Origin of the sequence: Microcoleus sp. CAWBG640 (assembly GCF_020883015.1) — a bacterium.
In the GTDB taxonomy this organism is placed as follows: domain Bacteria; phylum Cyanobacteriota; class Cyanobacteriia; order Cyanobacteriales; family Microcoleaceae; genus Microcoleus; species Microcoleus anatoxicus.
In genome coordinates, this window is the sequence record NZ_JAHRFC010000004.1 from 1 (window position 1) to 26,511 (window position 26,511).

Sequence of the window (26,511 nt, forward strand, 5' to 3'; positions counted from 1 at the left end):
TAAATCTGGAGGGTCGTTTTCAAAGATAGAGAGTGCCTCAATACCAGAATTAGCACATTCCACCCGGTATCCTTGGCTCTCCAAGTACATTGCCAAGACTGTTTGACAGTCTGTCTCGTCGTCAACCACCAATATTCTTTCCATGCCAGCCTTGCACCAAGTCGCGTTGACAGTTATTGAAACTGTAACTCCTAAAATAGGAACTTTAATGAGTTTAGCGAAAAATAGGGTCTAAAGCCCCATCCTTCTAGGGTGGCTTTTTATCTTGTTGTTTTTGTGGTCTGACCAGCTAGTTTTAAAGGGCTTGGGAATCTATATCTACTTTCTATTCACCCTGTAAAAAGGGTGAAAAAAGAAAACATATCCTCTGTTGAAAATTGTCTTGGAGCATAGAATGATCGTAGATATTTTTGTTTGAGGAAACTCAAACTATTCCTAAGCTTGACATGGAGAGGTTTTTGGATTTTTCGCGTTCAGCAAGAGGCATAAAAGGGATGGCACCAGTAGATACTATTCCCAGGGGTGCCTCACACAAATGTTTGTCGGCCACCAGCAAACGCTCAAATGTGGTTGCAGGTTCGGGAGGGCTGAACAGGTATCCCTGCATGATATCGCACTGGTGCTGTCTCAAAAAATTTAACTCTGCCTCCGTTTCTACCCCTTCGGCAATTACGGTCATGTTTAAACTGTGACCCAGTAAAATCACCGCAGTGGTGATAGCGGCATTTTGAGAATCGTCGTTAGCATTGCGGACAAAAATTCGATCGATCTTTAAACTGTCAAAAGCAAATTGTTTGAGATAACCTAAAGTAGCATAACCAGTACCGAAGTCGTCAACAGCAATCCGAATGCCTAGAGCTTTGAGTTCATTGAGAGTAGCACCTGCGACAGCAGCATTTTCTACCAAAGCGCTTTCTGTCATTTCTAGCTCTAAATTAGAGGGTTCCAAGCCCGTAGTTTCCAATATTTGGACAATTCGCGCCTTAAGTTGGGGGTCTGACAACTGTCGGGCTGACAAATTCACTGATACCCGGAACGGCGAAAATCCGGCTTCTAGCCAACTCGCGGCTTGAGCGCAAGCTGAAAGCAGTACCCACTCGCCAATGGGAATAATTAAGCCTGTCTCTTCTGCTAGTGGAATAAATTCGGCGGGAGAAATTATACCTCGATCGGGATTTTGCCAACGCACCAATGCTTCTGCACCGATAATTTGTCCGGTAGCAATATCCACCTGGGGCTGATAGTATACCTGAAACTCGCCCTGTGCCAAAGCGCGGCGCAGCAAAGCTTCCAAGGCCAACTTTTCAGGAGAGAGAGCCGAAATTATTGTCGAGTCATTAACTAAATCGGTGAGTCTGGCCTCTGCTTGTTGCAGTGCGACACTCAGGGGGTGAGTAATAGTTTGTCGTTTCGAGACACGAGAAGAAATTGCTCCGAGCAATTCGGCCTTGGTAAACGGCTTTGTCAAATAATCGTCACCGCCCAAGTCCATCCCGCGGCGAAAATCCGCTTTACCACCTTGAGCTGTGAGAAAAATAAATGGAATTGTTGCAGCCAGGGAGTTTTGGCGCAGAGTCCGCAAAACCTCATAACCGTCGAGTTCCGGCATCTGCACGTCACACAAAATTAAATCTGGAATCTCCGAGAGTGCCATCTGCACCCCTACTCGACCGTTTTGAGCCACAATGACTCCATAGTTCTGAGATTCCAGGAGTTGCACAAGAGTTTCCCGGATTAATTCGTCGTCCTCAATTACCAAAATTTTGAGCATAATACTTAGATAACGGATGGATGTATAGATACCGGAACCTGACTAACACTAGCATAGTAAAAATATCGACTTGCTGATTGGGCCAATCAGCCAATCTATAATTAGCCATTTGGCTAATCATATTTCTTCTGCTTGCAAGCCACAATCAAAATACCCCGAAGGTAGTTATAAATATATCTCAAAACTAGGGAACTTTTGAGAGGGAGGAAATCAGATAACGGTTTAGCTGTAATGCTCTAGGATAAATCTGTCTCGTCCCTTGTCTTTAGCTTGATAGAGACAACGGTCTGCTGCTGCAATCAAGTTTTCTTTGGATGTTCCCATCTGAGGAAGGGTGCTGGCGACACCCAGGCTGAGGGTGACAAAAGAACTGACAGGGGATTGAGCGTGTTCAATTTTTAGTCCTTTGATCCCTAGTCTGATTTGTTCGGCAACGTAAGCAGCGGTGTCCGGTGCTGTACGGGGAAGTATTACGGCAAATTCTTCGCCGCCGTAACGAGCCACTAGAGTTTCTCCGGGAACTTTACCAGCCAAGTCATTCATAGCTTCCACAATCCTCTCGGCTACCTGTTGTAAGCACAGGTCTCCAGCTTGGTGTCCGTAATTATCGTTGTATTTCTTAAAAAAGTCAATATCACACAAGATCAGAGATAATTCTGCTTCTTCTTGCTCTAACTGTTGCCATTGTTGCTCTAAATATTCGTTAAAGCAGCGGCGGTTAGCTACTTGAGTTAGGCCGTCGGAGTTGGCGAGGCGATACAACTCGGAATTTGCTGTTTCCAATTTAGTATTTGCCACTTCTAAGTCGGACTTAGCCACCGATAAATTGTAATAAAGTTCGCTAATGTACCAAGTAGCTTGTTGATGAATTTGGGACAGAGCTAACAGCACTTGATGTACATCTAAGAGTCTGTATTTTTTATCGTTTAACTGTACGACTATAGGCTCGTAAAGTAGTTCTGGCGACCGCTGGACTGCTCGCTGAGCTGCCATCACAATTAATGTTACTCCCGGTAAAATTAAAATATCAGTTCTAGCTATTTGATATAAAGCGAGAATGGGTCGATGAGCAAATATATCTATGCCATAAGGACGGCTCATGTGTTCCATAAATCGTCGGCGAGATATCATTCCCAAAAACTCGCCTTTAACAGTCAATACAACTCCTGGAAGTAGCGGTTGAGTGTGAAATAATCTAGCTACTTCTTTCCCTAAATAAGAAGATTCAACCTGAAAATTAAAGACTGAAAGCTCGTTAAGAGTAGATTCTAAAGATAGAGTTTCGGGTAATGTTTTAGGCCAAATAGGTGTGGAGACAAATTTAGTAGACACAGCGTACACCCGCATGAACGTTATAGTAGCAATTAAGCTAAGGCCACCTACAAACTAATGCTACCATTAATATATTAGCATTAGTTGTGTTTTGGGATACATGAGTTTTTATAATCATAACTTCAGGGTGTATTTTTGTTTAAAAAAAATGTTTTGCTGCGAGGGATTTACATGAATTTGCCCTAACAGACTTGCTAGGTATGCGGGCAATAAGTAATTACTTAAACAGCAAATTGATGGGAAATAAGGGCGATCGCACCTACCATGATTTTGTGTTCCTGCACTTGAATGCGAGCGTGTAAAGTTTCTGCGGTATCATCGGGAAATACGGGTACTGCTGCTTGCATTAAAATTGGACCGCTGTCTACTTCTAAATGAGCGATATGCACTGTGCATCCAGTGATTTTTACCTTGGCTGCAAGTGCTTGTTCGACAGCGTTGATTCCTGGAAAACTTGGTAATAAACTGGGATGGATGTTAATAACTTTTTCGGGAAAAGCATCGAGCAAAACTTTAGTGACAATTCGCATCCAGCCAGCCATGATGACCCATTGTACGTCATATTTTTGGAAAGTTTTAACAATTTGGGTGTCTAATTCAGCACGTTTTTTGTAGTCGCGGTGATTGAGTAAAATTGAGGGAATGCCGTATTTTTCGGCTCTAACTGCTGCTATTGCTCCGGGGTTATTGTAAATTAATACTTGGACTTGAGCGTTGAGTTGTTGGTTTTGGATGGCTTGGGCGATTACTTCAAAGTTGCTGCCGCTTCCTGATGCTAGAATTCCTAGTTTTAATGGATCGCTAATATCAGCATTTTTTGCTATTTGGGTGGCAGGAATTTCGGGGACAATTAAACAATCTATAGACTTTATATTTGCTGTCATCATAAAATTTTTACCGTTATATCACAATAGTCCGAACAGTTTTCAATTTGTAGCCTGAAACACTCTATTTTCCGTTGGTAGCTCGATTATCGAATCGCCTTGAAACCCTGATTCTGTGGTGCGTAATAAATATCTGTTGTAGTTATTGATATCAAAGAGGAATTAATTGGGCATCTAAAGCTGGCTTTGTCATTATTTATCGGAACTATAGGTCTAGGTGGAGGTATAGTAGAAGGTTTATCGGTTTGGCAAATAAATCCAACGCTAGTTACAGAATTATCGGCATCGTCTTTAACTTTTACTAAAAAAACTGCACCTGTATAACTTCTAAATTGACGTTTTTTAGCTTGAAGGGTTATAATTATACCTTCGGTTACACCACTTTCAGGTAAAATTTGGTAGCGATAATTTTCTGTATCTAATCTCGTTCCTATGGCCAGTTCTTCAAGGGTTGTAGCAAATTTGGCATTTTCGGCGTAGAAGCTTTGTTGTGCCTTAATTGCATATCTAATAAATTCTTCTCCTTCATACACTGCTCGCGGATTTTCTGGTTCTAATAGATTAAATTTTTCGATTTTTGTATTTCGTGGTAAAGCTGTGACTGTAGAAACTTTTTCTAGAAAAATTGCCCCGGCCGTAAAAGTATTTGGTCTGGGCTCTCCTGGCTTTAAACCCATGAGTTCTACACGCAGTTGACTGCGCTTGTTGAATTCAAAAATTGTCCGCAAAGTTTCATCACTGCTGCTGCTAACTAAATCGATTTGCATGGGTTGCGAGAGCGAGTTAATTTTGTAGCTAAATTCATAGGCGGTGGGATTAGGGAAAGGATAGCCCTTAAGTATAAATAATTTGCCTTCTGGTGTTAAAATTACTGTTAAAGGAATCGGTGATAGATATTTCAGTTGCCACTGTCCTACCAAATTTTTGGCTACAGTTTTGGCTGGGGGATTTGCTTGAGAGATAATTACCGATCGCCAAGTTGGCTGTTGCGCGATCGCACTCGTGACTAATCTGCTCCAAGGTAACAGACAACAGGCGCCTATCAGAAATCTGGGAGTATTTAATTTTTTTATGCTCATCAATAACACACCCCGATATTCAAAATAATTATACCACCTACAACGAATTCTACTCTGGTCGATCGGCAAAAAAATCATCCCTGAGAATCGAATAAATTTTGAGATCCCAATATTGGTCTTTGACAAATAGCTGCTGTCGCAATATTCCTTCCAATTGCATTCCGACTTTTTCCATCACGCGGGCTGATGCAATATTTTTTTGTGCACAACGAGCCTCTATTTTATTCAGGCTCATTTCCCGAAAACCGAAGTCTATAATTGCACTGACAGCCTCACTCATGTATCCTTGATTCCAGTATTTGCGAGAAAGAGCGTATCCAATTTGAGCGCGACTGTGGTTCATGCTCCATTCGACATATCCGCAAGTTCCGATTAATTTTTGTTCGGATTTGTGAACGATTCCCCAGTCAATGAGTTCTCGCTTTTTATACATTTTAGTGAGACTTCGGAGAAAACTTTTAGTGTCTTCGATGGAGGTATGAGTTGACCACATGGTGTATTGAGATACTAGGGGGTCTGAGCCATACTCAAACATATCGTTGGCATCGTTTAAAGTAATTTTTCTGAGCAGGAGTCTCTCGGTTTCTATAGTGGGTAAATTGGATAATATATCTAGAGGCTGCATTTTGAAATTCACCTGTATTGTGATACAGTTTAAAACTAAAAGATAATTTTTACAAGCCAATGGTTTCGATTAAATCTGGGCGTTTTAACTGGTTGGACAATGAGTCGATCGCAGCTTGGACTTTTTTAGCCCCAGCTTTGTTGTTTTTGGGTACTTTTTTGATTTACCCGATCGCCTATTTATGCTACCTTAGCTTTACCACTGGCAGTTTCACCCAATCGGGTATGCGTTTTATTGGGTTGAAAAATTATTGGAGTCTACTCACTAACCCAGATTTTTGGCAAGTTGTCCAAAACACCATCTATTTTACTACTGTTACAGTCATTCCCAGTTTAGTTATTCCCTTGGGTTTGGCAGTTTTGCTAAATCGCTCCTTTGCTTGGCGAGGGGTGCTCCGCACGGCCTATTTTATTCCTTCGATTACCTCTTTAGTGGCTGTCGGCTTAGGTTGGCGGTGGCTGTTTCAAACTGAGGGGCCCGTGAATCACCTCCTAAGGGCGGTGGGTTTAAATCCGATAGCTTGGCTTAGTAGCACGGTTTGGGCAATGCCGGTGCTGATTTTGCTCAGTATTTGGAAACAATTAGGCTTTAATATGGTAGTATTTTTGGCTGGTTTGCAGGCAATTCCGCTCAATCGCTACGAAGCGGCCGAATTGGATGGAGCTGATGCTTGGCAACAATTTTGGTACATTACTTTACCGGGTTTGCGCCCGACTTTGGTATTTGCGACTGTCACTACTGCTATTTTTACGCTGCGGAGTTTTGAGCCAGTTTATGTGATTACTGGTGGTGGTCCTTTGAATTCTACTAATCTGCTGGTTTATTATATTTACGACCAAGCTTTTGCACAATTTGATTTTGGCTACGCAGCGGCGGCGGCAACTTTGCTGATGGCTGTGGCTTTGGGATTGGTTTATTTGCAACTGAGGGTTTGGGGGGAGGATGCTTGATTGATATCAATTCCAGTTCCACTCTCAGGTGATGTTGACTGTTTTAACAATACCGATGCAACCGGAAACCATAGGAATCGCACAAGAGAAATGGGACGATAGTAGAGCGTAAATAATTTTTTGATAAAGTGGAATGGCTACCTTGCCCGTTCAGAATGCAATTGCTGCTCTCTACCTGCCAAAAACATGGTTAAGTACAGGCGGAGAACAGCACAGGGTCACTAAAATCCAGGTTGCAGAACTATTCAATGATATGGAAATAATAGGCTGCAACTAGAAAATTGATACCTAGTAGTACCAAAAACCAAGCCATGCGAAAGGTGTAAGGTGGCTTACCCGTTTTCATTACGGAATCGGATTTTAGTTGATTCTTTGCTATCTCTGCCATAGGTCAAAGTCCTAATTAATATGTGACTGTATTTACCACCAATAGCTTGTAAAAGTATAGTCATGGTGTGCATGACTAAGGAGGCGTGAATCTCTCCCTTTTCTTTTTTACTTCGAGCGGATTGACCCGCCTGGGCTGAACTATGCAGCTCCTTATCCCATCGCACAAGGCATTTGGGATTGCTTGGGTCTTAATATTGTAAGACCCACTTATTGAAACAATCGCCGACAATTAGGTTCGGTGATGCTGGACACTTAATCAAAATCTGCTACCGAGGTAGTCTGAGATTTTTTTGTGTCTGTTTAGAGTCGTGGAAGTTTTTGATCCCGACTTTATAAAGTCTTACAGTACCAGAGAGGGTTCACGTTTGTACCATCCTCTAGAGTTACTTTTTGTAACTTTTAATCTATACCAATTGAGATTAATTTCAATCGTTTTCTCCGGCGTGGTAGGAACTGCGGACTAGAGGGCCCGATCGCACTTGTTGAAAACCCATCTCTGTGGCTATTTCCCCCAAACGGTCAAATTCAGCGGGTGTCCAGTATTTTTGCACAGGGAGGTGTTCTAGAGAGGGTCTCATGTATTGACCGAGGGTGAGTCGATCGCACTTGGCATCGCGCAAATCGGCCATCGCTGCGATTATTTCAGTTTCGGTTTCCCCGTGCCCCAACATCAAACCGGATTTGGTGGGAATGCTGGGGTCAAAGGCTTTGACAATGCGAAGAACGTCGAGGGAGCGATCGTACTTGGCCCCCCTACGCACAGGCCCTTGTAACCGCCTTACTGTCTCAATATTGTGGTTGTAACACGCTGGTTTAGCCTCTAAGACTGTCCTAATTCGCGATCGCTGCAATTCCTCTAGGGTTCTGTTTTCGGCTTCCGGGAGGGTGGGCGCGGTGGCACCACCCCAAAAATCCGGTGTTAGTACCTCAATTTGAGTTTGCGGGTTGAGCAGGCGGATGTGGGCCATTGTCATCGCAAACCAACCAGCACCTCCATCGGGTAAATCATCACGGGCTACCGAAGTGAGAACCGCATAGCGCAAACCCAGCAGATTGACTGCTGTGGCTACCTTTTGCGGTTCTTCGGGGTCTAGGGGCATGGGAGAATGACCTTTATCTACTTGACAAAATGCACAAGCACGGGTGCAAGTCGGGCCCATTAATAAAAAGGTGGCGGTTTTTTGAGCATAGCATTCTGCGCGGTTGGGACATCTACCTTCCTCGCAAATGGTGTGAATTTGTCGCTGCTTAATAATTTTTTGGACTTCGGAGAGCTCGCTGGCTTTGCCAAGTGGGCGGCGCAACCACTCTGGCATCGCCTGAATTTCATCCCGCATTGGGGAGGCAATTGATTTGGCTGTGGGAGTTTGAGGGGTTTGGGATGGCATGAAATTAAGTGCGATCTGGTTAATGCTTTTCGATCGTATCTGAAATCCAAGTCTCTGAACTTGCAGGAATCGTGTCCCCCATCACCATTGACCTCTGTGGTGATAAAAATTCAACTTAGAAAGGATTTTGGAGAGAATTCTGTTACAGATATACTTAAGGTTGCGAATCAACACTCACATACGGTGGGGCACACCGAAATTAACGCTTGGGGACAGAACGACCTCTACTCGTTGGTGGTGACATCAACGGGCAAGTTGACTGGTTGAACAAAGAATCAAGAGTGCGTTCACGCGCCCGGAGAGTCAAGTATCTGGAGAGCTTAGGGCTTACCAGATTATGCTATACACAGTAGATCGAAGGTTAATCCTAGATTTACCGCGTTAAATGTATCTGAAGGAGTCAGTCGTGGCTGGTCAAAAAATCTTAGTCATCGATGACAGTAAAGTCATCCGCGTCCGAGTCCGAGAAATGTTACCCCAAGGTAACTTTGAAGTTCTAGAAGCCAAAGACGGAGAAGAGGGACTAAAGCTGATCCGTCAAGCCCGTCCCAATCTAATTATGTTAGATTTCCTGCTGCCCAAAGTCAGCGGTTGGGAAGTGTATCAAAAAGTTCAAGCCCATCCCGAACTTTCCAAGATCCCCTTGGTGATTATGTCGGGCCGGGAAGAAGAGGTGATGGAGAAAATTCCTAAACCTTTTGAGAAGCATTTTTTTGCATTTATCGCCAAACCCTTTGAGAAGAAGCAACTCACTGAGGCGATTAAATCAGCGATGGTATTGGCTAAAAAGAAACCAGTACCAGAAGCCGCCGCCACCGCTGCTGCACCTACCTCTGGATCGGGCACCGCCGAACTTCAGGCGATGACTGAGAAAATGGCAAAAATGCAGGCTGAAATTGACGCACTCAAGAAACAAATGACTCAGGTGATTACGATCATCAAGCAGAAGTTGAAGTAACGCGGCCTTCGGAAGGTTGCAGACAACTTTCACACCTTGAAGGTTGCTCTGATTTCTAAAGGTGTTTCCTTCGATCCGCAATCTTGTGGTAAGTGGTTGAAGCAATCGCGATCGCTCTGCAATAGGTTTTCACCCTGGTGAGAACATGAATTAAAAGTTAAAAATCCACCTAGGTAGGCAAATATTATTAGTCTTTAGGGGCTGGTTTTTATTTGCCACTTGTCCCACACCCAATTGTCAATTCCTCAGTCTCATTTTTTATTGTTCATGACTAATGACTATTCCGATTTTTGGCTTCAACTGCGTGCCTCAACAGAGAAATTATTGCAAAGATTAGACTGCTTCGATCGAGCACAGGTATTGGCGATCGGAGATTTGACCTTGGACGAGTTTGTCACCGGACAAGTAGAACGAATTTCCCGCGAAGCACCTGTGTTGATTTTGCGCTACGAAAATACTCGACAAGTACCGGGAGGAGGCGCAAATGCTGTCTATAATTTAGCGAAACTGGGAGGCAAAGTAAAAGTTGCTGGCTTGGTGGGAAAAGATGACCAAGGAAAGGCTTTGTGCGGTATTTTTGAGGCTGCGGGAATTGATACGGCGGGGATTTTCATCGATGCGCAGCGTCCAACAGTGACGAAAACTCGTATTTCGGGACACGCGCGGCAGTCGGTGACTCAACAAATTGTCAGAGTCGATCGCAAATCGGATGAGTTGCCGGATTTGGATTTGCAGTTACAATTAGCAGATTATATCCGGCAACAAATACCGACTGTAGATGCGGTGGTTTGTTCGGACTATGGTGATGGAGTTTTGACTAATTTGGCGATCGCATCAGCGGTAGTTCCTGATAAAACAATTGTCGATGCTCAAACAAATTTGCAGCGATATTCGGGAGCGATGCTATTTACTCCGAACTTGCCAGAAGCCGAACAAGCGGTCGGATATAGTATTAATAATTATTCAAGCTTAATGCAAGCCGGACGGGATTTGTTGACTTTAACTAAAGCTCAAAAAATCCTGATTACTCGTGGCGAAGAAGGGATGAGTTTGTTTGAAATAGTCCAGGGAAAAACTCTCCCAAATTCACCACCCCCAACATTTATTTGCCAACAGGGGGATTTGGATATTCAACGTTGGGATATTCCCCCGTTTAATAAGACGGATGTATTTGATGTCACAGGTGCTGGGGATACAGTCGTAGCGGCGATGACTTTAGCTTTGTGTGTCGGTGCGTCGGGTTGGGAAGCGGCGGTTTTGGGGAATTTGGCGGCTAGTATTGTGGTGCGCCAATTCGGTACGGCGACGACTACAACAGAGGAGATGAAACAAGCTTTGGAAGCCCTAGATTATGAGTAGTCTACCACACATATTTGTCAGCCACAAGAAGGAGACTGGATGACCCATCATAACCAAAATCACTCTCTGCCTTCAGGGGGTGGCTTAGCTGACAACCACCAAAAGGCAACAACCGAAGCAGATGTCGCCATCTCCTCGGCACTGGCCGATCGCCCACCCAGACAACCAGATTTCGCCGCCGAAAACCAAGCCCTTCATACTCTGGCTCAAAAACTGACCGATGACCCCCTCTCGATTCTGAAAACTGTGGTTGAGATGGCACTGGACTTAGGTCGAGCAGACACTGCTGGGGTCAGCTTGCTGGAGACTTTAGCTGATGGTACTTCAGTCTTTCGCTGGGTGGCGATCGCCGGTGCATTAAAATCTTGGGAACAAACCACAATCCCAGCCAAATTTAGTCCTTGTACTGCGACGATTCAGGGCGAAGGAGCGCAACTATATGCGCGTCCAGAACTCTATTTCACCTACCTACATCATCCACAGTTTCCGATCGCTGAAAGCTTGCTATTTCCGATTAGGGCGGGCGATCGAAAGTTAGGCACTATATGGCTGATTTCTCACCATCAGCAGCGTCAGTTCGATCGCGAAGACGAACGGTTAATCACCAGTCTGGCAAGCTTCAGCGCCGCTGCTTTGCAAAATATTCATCTGCGTCAGATGGCTGAATTGGCCTTGCAGCAAGAGCAAATGGCGCGGCGAGAAACAGAAGCCATCCGTGAAGCTTTCGCCGAAGCCCTTCCAGGGAATCTCCATCTGCTTGAAAATATTAGCGATCGCCAGCAAGCAGAACTGGTGCTGGTAGAGGAGAAAAGACTGCTGGAACTAACTGCTACCGGGAAACCCCTGGAGGAATGTTTATCGGCTTTGTGTACCTCCGTGTCGAAGTTGAATCCCCAAGTCCGCGCCTGCATCCTACTGGCGGATGCGACGCGACAAACGTTTCACAACTCGATCGCCCCAGATTTTCCCACGGGCTTTAGTCTAGGACTCAAAGATGCGCCCATTAATGAACTGGCGATCGGGACCTGTGGAGAGGCGGTATATCGCGTTGGGCCTATCATCTGTGTCGATATCGCCAAGGACGATAGTTGGTCCCAGCAATGGCGAGACTTATGTGTGGTTCACGGTGTGCTGGCTTGTCACTCCTCGCCTATTGTGGGCTTAGATCATCTGCCACTGGGGTCTTTAATGCTTTGCTTTGGTGAGCCGCGGATGCCGACGGATTGGGAATACCGACTCGCTAACTTTGGGACTCAAATCGCTAGTATTGTCCTGCAGCGCGATCGAGCTAGCGACAGTCTGCGCGAATCTGAAGCAAAATATCGCACGCTGACGGAACTCTCCACCCATCATGTCTGGATGTTGGATGCGACGGGAGAAGTGGTGTACCTGAATCAAACCTTTGTCGATTATTTCGGCAAGTCGCTGAATGAGTTGAAGCGGAAAAACTGGGCGGAAAATGTGCATCACCCTGACGATCATTCTCGCGTCATTCAAGAAATTGCTCGCGCCATGGCCTGTGGCATCAACATTCGTTCCGAACATCGGCTGCGGCGATATGACAATCAGTTTCGCTGGTTTTTGAATGAAGCTACTCCGTGGCGCGATGCCCAGGGCAAAATCACACATTGGGTTGGTGCTTCGGTGGATATTCACGACAGCAAACAAGCAGCAGCAGCTTTGCGACAAATGTCCGGCGAACTGGAACGAGAATTGCGCAAATTCGATGCGATCGCATCTTCAGTCCCAGATTTTATTTACACCTTTGATTTGTCAGGAAGATTCACCTATGTCAATCCCCCGTTGCTGCATCTGTGGCAAAAAACAGCGGCTGAAGCTATGGGGAAAAACTTTTTTGAACTGGATTACCCAACCGACTTAGCAACCAAGCTGCAAAATCAAATTCAGCAAGTCATGGAGACCGGCAAACAGCTCAAGGATGAGACTCCCTACACGAGCGGATTTGGGACGCGAGCCTATGAGCACATTTTCGTGCCACTCTTCGACGAAAACGGCGCGGTAGAAGCGGTGGCAGGGGTGACGCGAGACATCACCGATCGCAAACAGGCAGAAGCGGCACTGCGAGTCAGTGAAGAGAAATTTCGCAACATGGCAGACAATGCTCCCTGTATGATCTGGGTTACAGACGAAACGGGCTACTGCACCTATTTGAGCCAAAGCTGGTATGAATTTACAGGACAGACTGAAGCAACGGGTTTGGGATTTGGGTGGTTGAACGCAACACATCCAGACGACCGTCAGTTTACTCAACAGATGTTCATGGCTGCCAACGAGCGTCATGATGTGTTCCGAATCGAGTATCGCTTGCGTGGCTCTGACGGTCGCTATATTTGGGCGATCTATGCCGCTAGTCCCTGGTTTGGACCTGAAGGTGAATTTAAAGGCTACATTGGCTCGGTGATTGATATTGACGATCGCAAACAATCCGAGTCTGCCTTAGGCCAATCGGAGGAACGCTATCGAACCCTGTTTGAATCGATTGATGAAGGCTTTTCGGTGATTGAAGTGCTATTTGACCAGAACAATCAGCCGATCGATTACCGCTTTTTGGAAATCAATCCAGCATTCGAGAACCAAACGGGACTACAACAGGCGACTGGTAAAACTGCACGTCAGCTCGTTCCCAATCTAGAAGATCATTGGGTGGAAACCTATGGCAAAATTGCGCTCACAGGCGAATCCATGCGCTTTGAAAATGGCTCTGAAGCGATGAATCGTTGGTTCGATGTTTATGCCTTCCCCATCGGCCAGCCCCAGGAGCGAAAAGTCGCGATTCTGTTCACCGATATTAGCGATCGCAAGCGCATGGAGGTTGAACGGGAACAAGCTAAAAAGGCTTTGCTCTCTAGCGAAGAGCGCATCCGAAATATCTTGGAGAGTATTAGCGATGGATTCTTCGCTCTCGATGAAGATTGGCGGTTTACCTACGTGAATCCCCAGGCAGAATTTTTGCTCGATCGTACCCCGGCTGACTTGCTGGGCAAAAACTTCTGGTCAGAGTTTCCGGGTCTGATTGGTAGTGAGTTTGAGCAGCTTTACTGGGGCGTGATGAAACATCGCGTGAGTGCTTCACTGACTGGGTTTTACCCTGACCACGATCGCTGGTACGAAGTTCACTGCTACCCTGCGGCCCATGGGATAACTACCTATTTTAGAAATGTGACCGATCGCAAGCAAGTTGAAGAAGAACTACGGCAAAAAAATGCGATTTTAGAAGTGATTAATGAGTCAGCGCCCACCCCCATCTTCGTGAAAGACCGGGAAGGACGGATTATTTATGCTAATCCCGCTACCCTGGAGGTGCTCGGTAAATCTGCTTCGGAGGTGGTTGGCTATCGCGATCGCGATTTCTATCCCTCATCTGATCTGGGGGAAAGGGTTATGGAAAACGATCGACGCATTATGGCATCTGGACAGACAGAAGTGGTTGAAGAGTCTCCTGATGGGATTCGGACTTTTCTGGGGATGAAAGCGCCTTACCGGAATGAGGCCGGAGTTGTGATTGGGTTAATTGGCATCTCCTATGACATTAGCGAACGCAAGCGCATTGAATCTGAACGGGAACAAGTTCTGCAACGGGAACAGAGTGCACGGGAAGCCGCCGAAAATGCTAACCGAATTAAAGATGAGTTTTTGGCTGTGTTGTCTCATGAGTTGCGATCGCCTCTCAACCCGATCCTTGGCTGGGCAAGACTTTTACGCCGTGGCAAGTTGGATGGAGCCAAAAGGGCACAAGCACTAGAGACGATCGAACGCAATGCCCAACTTCAATCCCAGTTAATTGAAGATTTGCTGGATATTTCTCGTATTATGCGTGGCAAATTGACCATGGTGCCGATGCCGGTGAATTTGTCTTTTGTGGTTTCGGCGGCGATCGAAACGGTACGACTAGCAGCAGAAGCTAAGTCGATTCACATTGAAGTCAATGTGGAACCTAACATTAAAAAAGTTTATGGAGATGGGGGGCGATTGCAGCAGGTGGTGTGGAATCTGTTGTCAAATGCGGTTAAATTTACCCCAACAGGAGGAGTGGTGAGAGTCGATCTCACTGAGACTAAGGGCTATGCCCAACTGCAAGTGAGAGATACGGGCAAGGGTATCAACTCGGAGTTTCTCCCCTATGTGTTTGAGCATTTCCGCCAGGAAGATGGAGCTACTACGCGCCAGTTTGGTGGTTTGGGATTGGGATTGGCAATTGCGCGTCAAATTGCGGAACTTCACGGTGGCAGAATTTGGGTGGAGAGTAGGGGGGAGAATCAGGGAGCAACGTTCACTCTGGAATTGCCCATCTTGGACACTGTAAATTTGGCTGAGGAAGTTGCTGACACCACTTTGGCTCCCTCTAAGGATCTTCTCCTGGAAAATCTGGATGTGTTGGTGGTGGAGGATAACCCGGATTCCCGCGATTTTTTGGCTTTTGTGTTGAAGCAAGCGGGAGCAGAAGTGACTGCTGTTGGCTCAGCTATCCAGGCTTTGCAACTGCTTTCTACGGTGTCTTTTGATATTCTGTTGAGTGACATTGGAATGCCAGAGATGGACGGCTACGCGCTGATTGCTGAAGTTCGCCAATCCCTGGGCGATCGAGTTCGGCAGATTCCGGCAATCGCTCTGACTGCTTACGCGGGAGAGCAAGACCAACAAAAAGCCATCGCTTCTGGGTTTCAAAATCACATGGCTAAGCCGATCGATCCCCAAGAGATTGTGGCAGTGGTTGCTCGTATGTGCCGGCGAAATTGAACAAGGTTGTAGGGGTATTCAGAAATTTAGTTGGCTTCTGAATACTCTCCAAGTTTGAATTTGAATTTTAAGTTTAAACTGTGCTTAATTCCTATTAGCCATATTTTTAACTTCCTTCCCCAAACCGATAACCTCTGCCATAGACTGTGTGAATCAGCACAGATTCGCGAGGGGCTTCTATTTTGCGGCGTAGTAGGCGAATTTGAGCAGCTAATACATTGCTGCTGGGTTTTTCTGCTTCATTCCACAAATATTGGTGGATTTGTTCATGGGTCAGCAATTGACCGGGATGGCGCATTAAATATTCTAACAACTGACATTCTTTTTCGGATAAGTCAATGGTGCGATCGCCCCGATAAGCTAATTGATTGTCGTAGTCTAGTTGCAAATCACCAACTTGTAGCCTTCCCACAGCCACATCAGCATCAAAAGTCGGAGGTCGTCGCAATAAGGCCCGGACCCTGGCGAGGAGTTCTCGCAATTCAAAAGGTTTTACGAGATAGTCGTCTGCACCGGCATCCAATCCTTGTACGCGGTCATCTAGGGTATCTTTGGCGGTGAGAAATAGGACTGGTGTATTCCGTCCTTGCGATCGCAATTGTTGACAAATTGCCAATCCTGTTTTCTGAGGCAACATCCAATCCAAAATTAGCAAATCATAATTGCCCTGAATTGCTAAATTTTTGCCCGTTGCGCCATCAAAAGCCACATCAACCCTGTAACCCTCGCGGGTTAAAACTCGACTCAAGGGGTCAGTTAACTCAACTTCATCATCAACTAAAAGAATCCGCATTCTGATTTTAGATTTTAGATTGGAACAATTTGTGCTATTGTAGTCTAGGAAAAAGTCCTTTCCCTCTCTAGGCTCAAGCCGCACTTGTTTCCCACTTACCGAGTATTTTTATGATTACCGTAGCACTTCCCAAAGGTGGACTGTTAGCAGATAGCATTCGACTGTTTAAAGCTGTTGGATTAGACTTCAGTGCTTTTTTGGATTCATCTAACCGCCAGCTTCAAATTTATGACCCAACCGGAACTGCAAAAGCTTTGCTAGTCAGAACCCATGATGTGCCGGTTTATGTGGAATATGGTCAAGCGGATTTGGGGATTTCCGGCTATGATGTTTTGCGGGAAAAACAGCCAAAAGTTGCCAGCTTAATTGATTTAAAATTTGGTGAATGTCGGCTATCTGTCGCAGTGAAAAAATCTAGTTCTTACCGCAGAAGTGTGGACTTACCTCCTCATGGTAGAGTTGCTTCTAAATTCGTAAACTGTGCTAGGGAATATTTTCATAATTTGAATTTGCCAGTCGAAATTGTGCCGCTTTATGGTTCTGTGGAATTGGGACCGATTACGGGAATGTCGGAGGCAATTGTGGATTTGGTGGCGACGGGCAAAACTTTACAGGAAAATGGTTTGGTTGAGATTGATGTTTTGTTTCACAGTACGGCTTATTTGATTGGTCATCCTTTGAGTTACCGTTTGAATTCCGGTGGTGTGAATGAGGTGATTGGCAAAATGAGAGAGCAAGTTTTGGCTGCGGTTTGATTTAGCCGAAGGCAGAAGGCAGAAGGGCGGCGCTTTGCTGGCCCAACTGACTCAACCAGAATGTAACGGGGAAAAAATAGCAGTTGTAGAACTTCTATTTTTTTAATAATTAGGGTTTTGATCTCCTGGTAATAAACCTAGTTTTTGCTGACATCTTTCTATGTAAAGATTAACGACTGTATCAACGGGGTTTTGGGCTGCTAGTTGCTGGAAATATCCCAAAGCGGCGACATATTTTCCCGCTTGCCACCCTTGAATTCCTTTGTTAAATAGTGCCTGGGTAAGCTGTTTTACCTCACAGTCAGGACTGGAAGAACTCCAAACTTCATAGATGTCAATAGCTTGCTGTTTTCCCCGTGGCGTTACTCTATCTATCCAGCGATAGTAATAATTTGCACTTGGCAACTGGCTGTCCATAACTGTTGTTTGAGAACTAGAAATAAGAGTCTCCTGAGCTTTTCCTGGCAATTGGCACTTTAATAGGAGATGTTCCTGGGAATCTGAGTGGGAATTGATGCTGTTGACAAATTCTCTGGCATGGAGGAGGGCTTTTTCGCTAACAATAATTGTGCAGCCGTATATTTTAGTGAAGTTTTCTAAGCGAGAAGCTGTATTAACAACATCGCCAATCACCGTAGAATCCATGCGGCGATCGGACCCTAAAGTGCCAATCATGCCTATACCTGTATGAATTCCTGTACCGATATTGACTGGAGATGATAAATTGTATTTGTGGCGATCGGCATTAAATTCCTGCAAACTTTTTTGGATGGCTACGGAGGCTTCGATCGCATCTCTAGCGTGAGAATTGGGCCGATCGAAAACTGCCATAATTGCATCGCCTAGGTATTTGTCAATAAAACCTCCGTGGGAACTAATGCAATCACTCATTTTAGTAAATAAAGCATTCAGCCATTCAAATGTTTCGCGTGCTTCTTGAGATTCGGCGATCGCCGTAAAGCCGCGAATGTCGCAAAATAAAATAGTCAACTCTTCTTCTGTGACATTGCCTAACTGAATAGATTCTACTCCTTGAGGGGCAATTCGTTCGAGCAACTGTTCCGGCACAAATAGGTGAAATTTTTCTGAAAGATACTCGTTAGCCTCCCAAGCAGCGGCGATTTGGCGTTTGCTTTGCTCTTTTACCTGCTGGTTGAATTCCGTTGAGACAACTTGCGATCGCATTTGGCTCAACTGCAAAATATTTTCAACTTTGGCCAACAACAAACGACTGTTAAAAGGTTTGGTTAAATAGTCATCTGCCATCATTTCTAACCCTTTGATCCTAGAGGTATCGTCATCAAGGGCTGTTAAAAAAATTATGGGTACTGTTTGCAAAGTCGGATCTTTCCGCAGGCGATCGCATACATCAAAGCCGTTGAGTTCCGGCATCATAATATCGAGTAAAATCAAGTCAGGTCGATGGACTCTGGCCAGGGAAAGTGCTTCGTTGCCAGATACTGCGGAAAAAGTAGTGTATCCTTTCAAGTGCAACAATTCTTCGAGTAAAATCAGATTAGCTGGCTCATCATCAACCAACAGAATATAGGGCGACTTATTTGACATTGAATATGATTGGTAGAGTGTGTCACCGATCGGCAAGACTGATGCCCCTGAAATCTATAAAAATAGCTGAGCTAGTTTCCCTAGCATTCAACTTGAACGTCCATCAGGACTTAGGCAATTGTCAATATTTCTCTACTATTGAGTCTAGCCTTTCCCGTAATAAATTGTAATATTTTTTAACTAAGAAAAGAACGGACTGTAGCGATCGCCAAATTCAGATCCAGCGGCTTGCTCAAATAATCACAAGCTCCAGCTTCCAAACAGCGATCGCGATCCCCCGGCATCGCCATTGCAGTTACCGCAATCATCGGCACAGACTTCCACACAGGATCTGCCTTAACTCGTCGCATCAACTCAAAGCCATCAACACCCGGTAACTGAATATCCATCAAAATCAAATCCGGCAGTAACTCCGGGGCGTTAATCGCCACCGCCATTCGATCGAGCATCCCCGAACCATCAGCAATCATCTCTACTCCATAGCCCTCCAATTCCAGCACCTCAGAAATCAACATTTGGTTCAAAGGCTGGTCTTCAACAACTAAAATCCGCTTGCTACCGATGGGTAAAGGCATCGCAGAGGCAGAGCTAAAACCGGAGTCTAGGGAAGAAGCCACAGATATTGCCAACTCTTGACGCATCTCCGTCAAAGGTAGCCAAACGCGGAACCGACTTCCCCGATCGCAACTAGACTGAAAAGAAACAGTCCCCCCGTGCAATTCTGCCAGTCGTTTAGTCAAAGCCAAACCCAAACCAGTACCTTCGTGGCGCTTAGTCAGAGAAGAATCCACCTGTTGAAAAGGTCGAAACAACAAGTGCCAGCGGTCTTCAGGAATGCCGATACCGGAGTCTTTGACCTCGAGACAAAAATAAGGTGTGCTGGCATTGACAGGAGAACAGTCAGGGCGATAATCGCCGTTAATTTCATTACCGTAGGCCAAACGCCCGCTGAGTTTCACTTTCCCCTGCTCTGGGGTAAATTTGATGGCATTGGAAAGTAAATTAATCACAATTTGTCGCACTCGCCGTTCGTCCAGCAAAACCTTAGTAATGCGGTAGTCCAGTTCCAAAGACAAAGCGATGCGCTTTTTGTCAGCCCGCGGCTGAATCATTTTCAGACAGTCCGTTGCCAGTTCGTGAACGCGAACCGGCTGTAAATTCAGCTCTGTTTTGCCAGCTTCAATTTTAGAAAGGTCGAGAATATCATTGATTAGCTGCAACAAGTGCTGGCCGCTTTTTTCAATCAATTCTACGTACTGGACTTGTCGGTTGCTCAACTGTCCGGCTGTTTGGCGCAGTAGCAAGTCAGAAAAGCCGAGAATGCTGTTGAGAGGTGTCCGCAATTCGTGGGACATCGATGCCAGAAACTCGGATTTCAACTGAGAAGAATACTCTAATTGTTGGTTAACTTGGCGCAAGTCTTCTTGTGCCTGGGCCCGCTCGATGGCGGCTCCCAGAGTCCGACAAGCAGCTTCGAGTACGTCTTGGTGGAGTGCGGTTTGTAGTTTTTTGACGTTACGGGACTCCAGGGTTAGTACGCCGATAATTGTACCGTCGGTGGCTGCGATCGGGAAAATGCCCAATTGACCGATGCCTGGGTGCCGAAATTGCGGCACTGCATTGGGATGTTTGGCATAATCCTCCACAAACAAAGGTTTACCAGTTGCTACTACTTCCCACAACAAACCGGTGCCGTAGGGAATACCTTTGTCGAGGAGTTCTTGCATACCTGCGGCTACTGGCTCCCCGTAACTAGCCAGAAATTGAGTGGAAACTTGGTTAGAAATTGCTGCGGCTTGTCGTTCGTTTCCCTTGCCGCTAATCACCTTCACATCTCCGAAGGCTGCATTCATTGCTTCTACCAGATAGTTGAGAGCAAATCGACCTATTTCTTGCAAACTTTTCGAGTTTTGCAGCCGTTCAGTTAAACCTAACAGAAATGTCAAGCGTCTGACTTCGGCGTTCAAGCTAGCTTGAGAGTTGTGGTATATGGTAACGTCTCTAAATGTAAATAGCCGTCCGCCGCTGTGGGTGATAGTCGCACATACTTCTAAACAAACCCCATTGGATTGCTGGAAATAAAATGATAAATTTTCATCTACAGTTTTTTCTAGTGCTTGCTGAAACTGTTCCCACTGCTGAAGTGACCAGTAACCCCGATCGACTATTTCGGCAAACAGCAGGTATGACTTGGGCTTGGTTGCCAGCCATTCTGGGGCGATTCCCCAGGTTCCGGCCAATTTTTGGTTAAACAAAACTAAGCTGTCAGAGGAGTCGAACAGAGCGATCGCATTGTCTACTTGGTTGAGAATCAATTCTTGGTCTGCCCTCAACTGCTGTAAGTCTCTCTCCATTTTTTCTGTGTTGGTAGCTCTTAGTTTTGTGGTCATATTTTTTTAAGAAACTGGAAAAAAGTATTTTAAAATTATTTATTTAATTTGACATACTTTGATGATTTTTGACAGTGAGGGCGATCGATCTAGTTTGTGATCTTAGACACTGGCTTTGATTGATTAAATATCCACCACCAACCCAAATAATAACCCGGTTTTTTCGGGAAACCGGGTCGTTCAGTGTGCTTTTTTTTACTGAAACATTCATCCACATTCAGAGCGATCGCACTTAATGTTTATGAGGCTTTTTCGGAAAAGGAATGTCTAAATTTTCATGAAAAACAAGCTGAGTTTTATACGTCAAGCGGCGGTTAACTTGTTTGATAATTGTTTCCAGAATTCCTTCACCGGTTTTTTTAATTAACGATTCCGACATCGAACGAATAAATTTCGGAAAGGAAACTCCCACAGCTAAATCCAGCTTCCACCCAGCAATGGTAATCAGAGGCGGTAATTGAGAGCGATCGGCACCTTGCCAATTTTTGGCAAACTCCTCCGCAGATACTTCCACCAAATTCATAGCGGAGCAAAAATTAACTTCATATCCCGGTGGCGTATAATTCGGAATCGGAATTGTTTTAATCAAATAAGTGCCTCGCGCATCAGGCGGTAGTAATTCTAAACCAATTCTCGCTTCCACGCGGTAGCCGAAAGCACCAAAACGCCCGATTAATAAATCATAGCCATTTTCTCCGATCGGCTCAGCCTTCATGGGCAAAGCACACTGAGAAAACCAACTCTTATGGTTGTTCAAATGCTGCGCCACCGTAGCAGCATCAGCATACATCTCCATGCTGTCTTCAAAATGTGTACTAAACCAAATCAGCTCTACTTCCTCGGCGACATCTGCACCTCCACTCGACGGTAGCTGGAAACTCCCATCTGGGTAGCAAATTTCCTCAGAAGTCTCAACGGTTGGATATTCAGCGGAATCCTGCTTCATGGTTTGCTCTCCTGTTATAGACGATGCCGATCGATCGGGGGGATGTGGCAAGTTCGGAAACTCCCTACAATTAATAAATTGATAGTTGCTCATAGCAACAAAATTGACCCTTGTTCAGCATAACTCGACTTATGAAAGCATTTGTAGCAGGAGCCACAGGTCAAACTGGCCGCCGAATTGTCACAGAATTGGTAAAGCGCGGGATTCCGGTACGTGCTCTAGTCCGTAATTTAGAGACAGCTAGGCAAATTTTACCCCCGGAAGCTGAGTTAGTCACGGGAGATGTATTAAATGCAACTTCTCTTGCCGATGCCATCGGTGATAGTACGGTATTGCTGTGCGCCACGGGTGCAGCCCCTGGTTTTGACCCCACATTGCCCTATCGGGTGGATTTTGAGGGAACCAAAAATTTGGTGGATGCAGCTAAGGCTAAGGGAATAGAGCATTTTGTGCTGGTGACATCTCTGTGCGTCTCAAACTTTTTTCACCCCCTGAATTTGTTTTGGCTGATTCTGGTGTGGAAAAAGCAAGCTGAGGATTATTTGCAAAAAAGTGGCTTGACTTTTACCATTGTCCGACCGGGTGGTCTCAAAAATGAGGATAATTCTGATGCGATCGTCATGGAGTCAGCGGACAAACTATCAGATGGTAGCATTCCCCGCACTAAGGTAGCTCAAGTATGCGTGGAAGCCCTATTTGAGCCGGCTTCTCGCAATAAGCTAGTGGAGATTGTGGCGAAGTCGGAGGCTCCCCAAAAGAGTTTCGAGCAGTTATTTGCCAGTGTGATGTAAAACGAGTTGGCGATCGGAGTCCTGATTTATTAAAGCAGTCGGGACTCTGGTGTGCTGAGGGGGAGGAGTCGATGGTTATGTGAACTACCAGTCATAGTTTTGCCACTGTTGTTAACCACCGAAACTTTCACCATCTGAGCGAAAACGCTAGATGCTGCCAGCGCCACCAGTGGCAAAGACAACCCAGCAGCGATCGTTAATTTGCTTAACAACTTGTTAACCATGGAGCCATCTACCTCAAGTTACGTATTTATACAAGCTTAGCTGTAGAAGCGATCGCAGACAAGTCAAATATATTGGTATTGCTTATGATATTTTGAAACAGTGATACGTTTCTAAATAGCCATGCTTACCGCCGGAATTGTCGGACTGCCTAATGTTGGCAAATCTACTTTGTTTAATGCCCTGGTTGCTAATGCCAAGGCGACTGCTGCTAATTTTCCTTTCTGTACGATCGAGCCAAATACGGGTATCGTGGCAGTGCCAGACGAACGGTTGAAGGTGCTGAGCGATATTTGCAATTCCGCGCAAACAGTGCCGACGCGGATGGAGTTTGTGGATATTGCCGGTTTGGTGAAGGGGGCGAGTCAGGGGGAAGGATTGGGAAATCAATTTTTGTCTCATATTCGGGCTGTAGATGCGATCGCCCATGTTGTCCGCTGTTTCGACAATGATGATATCATTCACGTTGCGGGTTCTGTCGATCCCCTCCGAGATATTGACATTATCAATCTCGAATTAATTCTCGCAGATTTAGCTCAAATTGAACGCAGGCTCGATCGCACTCGCAAACAAGCCCGCAGCAACAAAGAAGCTCAAGCAGAAGTAGACATCCTCGAAAAATTGGTCGCGGTTTTGAATGCGGGTAAACCAGCGCGCCAGTACAGTTTCACCCAGGAGGAAGCTGACTTAGTTAAAGGTTTGGAATTACTGACAAATAAACCAATTATCTATGCAGCCAACGTATCTGAGGATGATTTGGCCACAGGAAATAGCTATGTCGAACAGGTGCGGGTAGTAGCAGAAGCAGAAAATGCTAAGGTTGTTATAGTTTCGGCACAAGTTGAGTCAGAATTGGTGGAGTTATCCGAGGAAGAACGCACAGATTTCCTAGAATCTCTGGGGGTGAAAGAAGGTGGCTTAAAATCTCTGATTCGAGCTACTTACGAATTGTTAGGTTTGCGGACTTATTTTACTAGCGGGCCAAAAGAAACTCGTGCTTGGACGATTATCGCCGGAATGTTGGCACCGCAAGCTGCGGGAGTGATTCACTCCGATTTTGAACGGGGTTTCATCCGGGCTGAAACTGTCGCCTATCAAGATTTAGTTACCACGGGTGGGATGAATGCGGCTAAGGAAAAAGGCCTGGTTCGCAGTGAAGGTAAAGAGTATGTTGTACAAGAGGGGGATGTGCTGTTGTTCCGATTTAATGTTTAGCTTTCTCAGGGAGATTGGCACATGAATATTGTTTCGCTGGCAATTGCTTGGTTGGTAACATCGGTGAGCTTTTTTATTATTTCCAAGTTGCCAATTGGGGTAGATATTGACACTTTTGGAAAAGCGATGATTTCGGCAGCGGTTTTTGGATTGCTGAATGTTCTAGTTCAACCGTTAGTGACTGGCTTAACCTTACCATTAATCTGGCTGACATTCGGTTTGTTTATGGTTGTTGTCAACGCCATTATCTTTGGATTGGCAGCTTGGCTAGTAGATGGATTCCGCTTACGACATGGTATTTGGAGTGCTTTAATTGGGGCTATGGCTCTTGGTTTTGTCAACTCTTTTCTCTTTAAGATATTGGGACCAATGCTTAATAGGTAATTACAAGTAAGTTAGGGGGAATTTATTTATCACTGGTTTCTAGGCAGAGCCTAGGAATCAGTCCCCATAGGCTCTGTCTCTTTTTTATAGCAGAAAAATTGGAGGCAGAGCCTCCAGATATGTGTTACTAGGCAGAGCCTAGTAACGAGTATAAAAACATATTTATTAGCTAATTATCAGGCTCAAAACCCTCTCTATTCCTCCTGTTTTCAACGGGCCAATCTATATTTTCACCGCCTATAATTAGCTCTTCTACCGTCACAAATTCTTTGCTAAGTTGCTGGAAAACATTAATCAAAACATCGAGGGCGATCGCATCGCTAGTCCCCAAATCAAACCAACAACGAGCCCAAACTCCCTCGTACTCCATCTCTCCCATATTGTGCATCAAAGCCATCATGCTCCCATCGGCAAGATTAACATCGTAATCCATATCATTGATATCTAACCCCTCATCTTGCACTTGCAGGTTTTCCGCATTAAATCCTCCTAGTTTTCCTAAGAAAAACCAAGAATCAAACACCTCTTCAACGTACTGTTTTTCACCATTGGAAGGCACATTGCTAAACTTCAGCCAAATCCACAAGTCAAAGGGATTAAATTCGCGAAACTGTACTTTCATAATTTTTTGGTGTTTTTATAATGGTGGTAAGGCCGCCGGGCCCCAGATACCGTCTGCATCTCGAATTTTATCGCGCATTGGGTCGCAGTCACGAGTTTTATTGTCGAGACGGTTGCGGGTTCTGCACTGCTGAAAGAAAATTTCAGCAACTAAACTTCTCGGTAATTGATCGGATTTTGCCAAGGAAGCATCAAAGTTTTTGCGAGCTTCTTCTAGTAAAGTTTTATTATATTCTTTTCCATCTTTACCCTTTGCCTGAGTAAATAAGATTTGGGCTTTTAGATAAAGAATTTCGGGATTTTGGGGTGTTTCTGCCAGTGCTTTGTTGGCAAATTCTAGGGCTGAGTCGTATTTTTTTAGGTCTCGATAGCCTACGGACATTCCCCGATAGGCTAAGTAGCGGGGAGAGGCTTTTTGTTCTAGTCTTTGAATGGCGTCGCTGGCGTTGGAAAAGGGCAGGTTGGTGGCTAGCATTAAATCCATGTAGCCTTTGATTAAGTTGAGTTCTGGGTCGTTGGGAGCTATTTTTTCGGCGGCATCTAGATATTGAAATACGACTCGCAGTTTGTTGAGTGCTTGGGGTGCGCCTTTGGCTGTTCCTTCTTTGGCTATGACATTTGCTCCTTCTAGAAAGTGACCTGCTGCGGTGTAAATGTTGCCACGTAGGGGATTTGTTTTACTCAGTTGTTCGCCGATTTCGCGGGTTTTTTGCGCGTAGGAATTCATCGAGTTTAAGTCTTGCTCGATGTAGGATAATGAGGCTGCCATTGCATAGGCTAGTGGCTCGTTTGGTTCGGAGGATAGTGCTTGTTGAACTTGAGCTTTTGCTGTTTTGTAGTTTCCTTGCTGAAACATTGTTTTGAAGGCGGTTTCGGTTTTGGGTCCGATCGCCTGTGGGTATGTCGAGCGAAACGGATCGCCCGCTAATGCTGAGTTGATGCACATACTCAAGGCGATCGCCATACTCGCCATCGTCCCCACTGTCTGTCTATTTCTGCTAATTTGTTTGCCAAGGGACGCTAAAATGGTTTTCATCATCGTCAATTCTCTGAAGGCAATAAATTTTCACTGGGAATCGGAAAGTTGAAATTTCAGACTTCGGGGCCGCGACTCAAAAAATGATAGGATGGTCTTGATTTTTGCGGGCTATTGCCCTATAATTTAATAATGGGAATATAAGCATTTCTGAAAAAATTGCACATACTTCCATTATTAAAATATACCATAAAGCAATTTGAAAATCAAGCACCCAAGTTCAAAAAAAAAGGCCGATTTTTGTAAAGATTTATGTAAAATTTAGGTAAAATCATGGTGGGCGATCGGCACAAGCCAG

Annotated in this window: 22 protein-coding genes; 8 read left to right on the forward strand and 14 right to left on the reverse strand. The window is 45.2% G+C overall.

The features are described from left to right. Positions 1 to 424: 424 nt before the first annotated feature. The 5 genes from AAFP11_RS03225 to AAFP11_RS03245 all read right to left on the reverse strand — a co-directional run bounded on the left by AAFP11_RS03225 (position 425) and on the right by AAFP11_RS03245 (position 5,691). Positions 425 to 1,771 carry an EAL domain-containing response regulator gene (locus tag AAFP11_RS03225; protein WP_341735728.1) on the reverse strand — a complete coding sequence of 449 codons (1,347 nt, stop codon included), beginning with the start codon at positions 1,769 to 1,771 and terminating at the stop codon, positions 425 to 427. A gap of 222 nt (positions 1,772 to 1,993) precedes the next feature. Beyond that, positions 1,994 to 3,103, reverse strand: a complete 1,110-nt coding sequence (locus AAFP11_RS03230) for a GGDEF domain-containing protein (protein WP_341735729.1) — start codon at positions 3,101 to 3,103, stop codon at positions 1,994 to 1,996. A 221-nt stretch (positions 3,104 to 3,324) separates the two neighbouring features. Beyond that, positions 3,325 to 3,987, reverse strand: coding sequence for a phosphoribosylglycinamide formyltransferase (gene purN, locus AAFP11_RS03235; RefSeq protein ID WP_341735854.1), 663 nt, complete (start codon positions 3,985 to 3,987; stop codon positions 3,325 to 3,327). Between the two features lie 86 nt (positions 3,988 to 4,073). After that, positions 4,074 to 5,066, reverse strand: coding sequence for a type IV pilin-like G/H family protein (locus tag AAFP11_RS03240; RefSeq protein WP_341735730.1), 993 nt, complete (start codon positions 5,064 to 5,066; stop codon positions 4,074 to 4,076). Positions 5,067 to 5,115: 49 nt separating this feature from the next. Beyond that, on the reverse strand, positions 5,116 to 5,691 hold the full coding sequence (locus AAFP11_RS03245) for a GNAT family protein (RefSeq protein WP_341735731.1): 576 nt from the start codon (positions 5,689 to 5,691) through the stop codon (positions 5,116 to 5,118). Positions 5,692 to 5,750: 59 nt separating this feature from the next. On the opposite strand from AAFP11_RS03245, the gene AAFP11_RS03250 reads away from it, so the two are divergent. Then, entirely contained in the window at positions 5,751 to 6,641 is an 891-nt protein-coding gene (locus AAFP11_RS03250; protein ID WP_341735732.1) for a sugar ABC transporter permease, read from the forward strand. A 241-nt stretch (positions 6,642 to 6,882) separates the two neighbouring features. Here the strand turns inward: AAFP11_RS03250 and AAFP11_RS03255 are convergent, their stop codons facing one another. Next, the gene (locus tag AAFP11_RS03255; protein ID WP_340519612.1) at positions 6,883 to 7,029 is read right to left on the reverse strand and encodes a photosystem I protein PsaX; all 147 of its coding nucleotides are present in this window, start codon (positions 7,027 to 7,029) and stop codon (positions 6,883 to 6,885) included. Between the two features lie 427 nt (positions 7,030 to 7,456). Continuing rightward, on the reverse strand, positions 7,457 to 8,419 hold the full coding sequence (gene lipA, locus AAFP11_RS03260; RefSeq protein ID WP_341735733.1) for a lipoyl synthase: 963 nt from the start codon (positions 8,417 to 8,419) through the stop codon (positions 7,457 to 7,459). 406 nt (positions 8,420 to 8,825) lie between these two features. Between lipA and AAFP11_RS03265 the strand changes: the two genes are divergently transcribed. The 3 genes from AAFP11_RS03265 (at position 8,826) to AAFP11_RS03275 (ending at position 15,494) form a co-directional block, all read left to right on the forward strand. Continuing rightward, complete coding sequence (locus tag AAFP11_RS03265; protein ID WP_341733868.1) at positions 8,826 to 9,377, forward strand: response regulator; 552 nt, start codon at positions 8,826 to 8,828, stop codon at positions 9,375 to 9,377. 267 nt (positions 9,378 to 9,644) lie between these two features. Further along, positions 9,645 to 10,736 (forward strand): PfkB family carbohydrate kinase, encoded by a 1,092-nt coding sequence (locus AAFP11_RS03270; RefSeq protein ID WP_341735734.1) that lies wholly within the window; start codon positions 9,645 to 9,647, stop codon positions 10,734 to 10,736. A 39-nt stretch (positions 10,737 to 10,775) separates the two neighbouring features. Further along, positions 10,776 to 15,494, forward strand: a complete 4,719-nt coding sequence (locus AAFP11_RS03275; RefSeq protein ID WP_341735735.1) for a PAS domain S-box protein — start codon at positions 10,776 to 10,778, stop codon at positions 15,492 to 15,494. A 106-nt stretch (positions 15,495 to 15,600) separates the two neighbouring features. Here the strand turns inward: AAFP11_RS03275 and rppA are convergent, their stop codons facing one another. After that, a complete protein-coding gene (rppA, locus tag AAFP11_RS03280; RefSeq protein ID WP_341735736.1) occupies positions 15,601 to 16,287 on the reverse strand; it encodes a two-component system response regulator RppA in 687 nt (228 codons plus the stop codon). Between the two features lie 110 nt (positions 16,288 to 16,397). Here rppA and hisG point away from each other — a divergent pair, with 110 nt between their 5' ends. Next, positions 16,398 to 17,042 (forward strand): ATP phosphoribosyltransferase, encoded by a 645-nt coding sequence (gene hisG, locus AAFP11_RS03285; protein ID WP_340520728.1) that lies wholly within the window; start codon positions 16,398 to 16,400, stop codon positions 17,040 to 17,042. Between the two features lie 102 nt (positions 17,043 to 17,144). On the opposite strand, the gene AAFP11_RS03290 is transcribed toward hisG, so the two are convergent. The 3 genes from AAFP11_RS03290 to AAFP11_RS03300 all read right to left on the reverse strand — a co-directional run bounded on the left by AAFP11_RS03290 (position 17,145) and on the right by AAFP11_RS03300 (position 22,037). Continuing rightward, entirely contained in the window at positions 17,145 to 18,608 is a 1,464-nt protein-coding gene (locus AAFP11_RS03290) for a response regulator (RefSeq protein WP_341735737.1), read from the reverse strand. 176 nt (positions 18,609 to 18,784) lie between these two features. Next, positions 18,785 to 20,998, reverse strand: a complete 2,214-nt coding sequence (locus AAFP11_RS03295; RefSeq protein WP_341735738.1) for an ATP-binding protein — start codon at positions 20,996 to 20,998, stop codon at positions 18,785 to 18,787. Positions 20,999 to 21,230: 232 nt separating this feature from the next. Further along, positions 21,231 to 22,037 (reverse strand): DUF1997 domain-containing protein, encoded by an 807-nt coding sequence (locus AAFP11_RS03300; RefSeq protein ID WP_341735739.1) that lies wholly within the window; start codon positions 22,035 to 22,037, stop codon positions 21,231 to 21,233. Between the two features lie 38 nt (positions 22,038 to 22,075). On the opposite strand from AAFP11_RS03300, the gene AAFP11_RS03305 reads away from it, so the two are divergent. Continuing rightward, positions 22,076 to 22,735: an NAD(P)H-binding protein gene (locus tag AAFP11_RS03305; RefSeq protein ID WP_340520721.1), complete on the forward strand. Its 660-nt coding sequence runs from the start codon at positions 22,076 to 22,078 to the stop codon at positions 22,733 to 22,735. 29 nt (positions 22,736 to 22,764) lie between these two features. Here AAFP11_RS03305 and AAFP11_RS03310 read toward each other — a convergent pair whose 3' ends face one another. Then, positions 22,765 to 22,959, reverse strand: coding sequence for a hypothetical protein (locus AAFP11_RS03310; protein ID WP_340520719.1), 195 nt, complete (start codon positions 22,957 to 22,959; stop codon positions 22,765 to 22,767). A 121-nt stretch (positions 22,960 to 23,080) separates the two neighbouring features. Between AAFP11_RS03310 and ychF the strand changes: the two genes are divergently transcribed. Both ychF and AAFP11_RS03320 read left to right on the forward strand, forming a co-directional pair. Then, complete coding sequence (gene ychF, locus AAFP11_RS03315; protein ID WP_341735740.1) at positions 23,081 to 24,172, forward strand: redox-regulated ATPase YchF; 1,092 nt, start codon at positions 23,081 to 23,083, stop codon at positions 24,170 to 24,172. Positions 24,173 to 24,193: 21 nt separating this feature from the next. Beyond that, positions 24,194 to 24,556 carry a phage holin family protein gene (locus AAFP11_RS03320; protein ID WP_341735741.1) on the forward strand — a complete coding sequence of 121 codons (363 nt, stop codon included), beginning with the start codon at positions 24,194 to 24,196 and terminating at the stop codon, positions 24,554 to 24,556. 169 nt (positions 24,557 to 24,725) lie between these two features. Here the strand turns inward: AAFP11_RS03320 and AAFP11_RS03325 are convergent, their stop codons facing one another. Together AAFP11_RS03325 and AAFP11_RS03330 are read right to left on the reverse strand one after the other, a co-directional pair. Further along, on the reverse strand, positions 24,726 to 25,178 hold the full coding sequence (locus tag AAFP11_RS03325) for a DUF3531 family protein (protein ID WP_341735742.1): 453 nt from the start codon (positions 25,176 to 25,178) through the stop codon (positions 24,726 to 24,728). A gap of 15 nt (positions 25,179 to 25,193) precedes the next feature. Continuing rightward, positions 25,194 to 26,216, reverse strand: coding sequence for a Sll0314/Alr1548 family TPR repeat-containing protein (locus AAFP11_RS03330; protein WP_341735743.1), 1,023 nt, complete (start codon positions 26,214 to 26,216; stop codon positions 25,194 to 25,196). Between the last annotated feature and the right edge of the window lie 295 nt (positions 26,217 to 26,511).

Bases quoted from the DNA above. Each gene is read 5' to 3' on its own strand.
- AAFP11_RS03225 (WP_341735728.1), bottom strand. From the start codon at position 1,771: ATGCTCAAAATTTTGGTAATTGAGGACGACGAATTAATCCGGGAAACT.
- purN (WP_341735854.1), bottom strand. From the start codon at position 3,987: ATGACAGCAAATATAAAGTCTATAGATTGTTTAATTGTCCCCGAAATT.
- AAFP11_RS03240 (WP_341735730.1), bottom strand. From the start codon at position 5,066: ATGAGCATAAAAAAATTAAATACTCCCAGATTTCTGATAGGCGCCTGT.
- AAFP11_RS03245 (WP_341735731.1), bottom strand. From the start codon at position 5,691: ATGCAGCCTCTAGATATATTATCCAATTTACCCACTATAGAAACCGAG.
- AAFP11_RS03250 (WP_341735732.1), top strand. From the start codon at position 5,751: ATGGTTTCGATTAAATCTGGGCGTTTTAACTGGTTGGACAATGAGTCG.
- AAFP11_RS03255 (WP_340519612.1), bottom strand. From the start codon at position 7,029: ATGGCAGAGATAGCAAAGAATCAACTAAAATCCGATTCCGTAATGAAA.
- lipA (WP_341735733.1), bottom strand. From the start codon at position 8,419: ATGCCATCCCAAACCCCTCAAACTCCCACAGCCAAATCAATTGCCTCC.
- AAFP11_RS03270 (WP_341735734.1), top strand. From the start codon at position 9,645: ATGACTAATGACTATTCCGATTTTTGGCTTCAACTGCGTGCCTCAACA.
- AAFP11_RS03275 (WP_341735735.1), top strand. From the start codon at position 10,776: ATGACCCATCATAACCAAAATCACTCTCTGCCTTCAGGGGGTGGCTTA.
- rppA (WP_341735736.1), bottom strand. From the start codon at position 16,287: ATGCGGATTCTTTTAGTTGATGATGAAGTTGAGTTAACTGACCCCTTG.
- hisG (WP_340520728.1), top strand. From the start codon at position 16,398: ATGATTACCGTAGCACTTCCCAAAGGTGGACTGTTAGCAGATAGCATT.
- AAFP11_RS03290 (WP_341735737.1), bottom strand. From the start codon at position 18,608: ATGTCAAATAAGTCGCCCTATATTCTGTTGGTTGATGATGAGCCAGCT.
- AAFP11_RS03295 (WP_341735738.1), bottom strand. From the start codon at position 20,998: ATGACCACAAAACTAAGAGCTACCAACACAGAAAAAATGGAGAGAGAC.
- AAFP11_RS03300 (WP_341735739.1), bottom strand. From the start codon at position 22,037: ATGAGCAACTATCAATTTATTAATTGTAGGGAGTTTCCGAACTTGCCA.
- AAFP11_RS03305 (WP_340520721.1), top strand. From the start codon at position 22,076: ATGAAAGCATTTGTAGCAGGAGCCACAGGTCAAACTGGCCGCCGAATT.
- AAFP11_RS03310 (WP_340520719.1), bottom strand. From the start codon at position 22,959: ATGGTTAACAAGTTGTTAAGCAAATTAACGATCGCTGCTGGGTTGTCT.
- ychF (WP_341735740.1), top strand. From the start codon at position 23,081: ATGCTTACCGCCGGAATTGTCGGACTGCCTAATGTTGGCAAATCTACT.
- AAFP11_RS03320 (WP_341735741.1), top strand. From the start codon at position 24,194: ATGAATATTGTTTCGCTGGCAATTGCTTGGTTGGTAACATCGGTGAGC.
- AAFP11_RS03325 (WP_341735742.1), bottom strand. From the start codon at position 25,178: ATGAAAGTACAGTTTCGCGAATTTAATCCCTTTGACTTGTGGATTTGG.
- AAFP11_RS03330 (WP_341735743.1), bottom strand. From the start codon at position 26,216: ATGATGAAAACCATTTTAGCGTCCCTTGGCAAACAAATTAGCAGAAAT.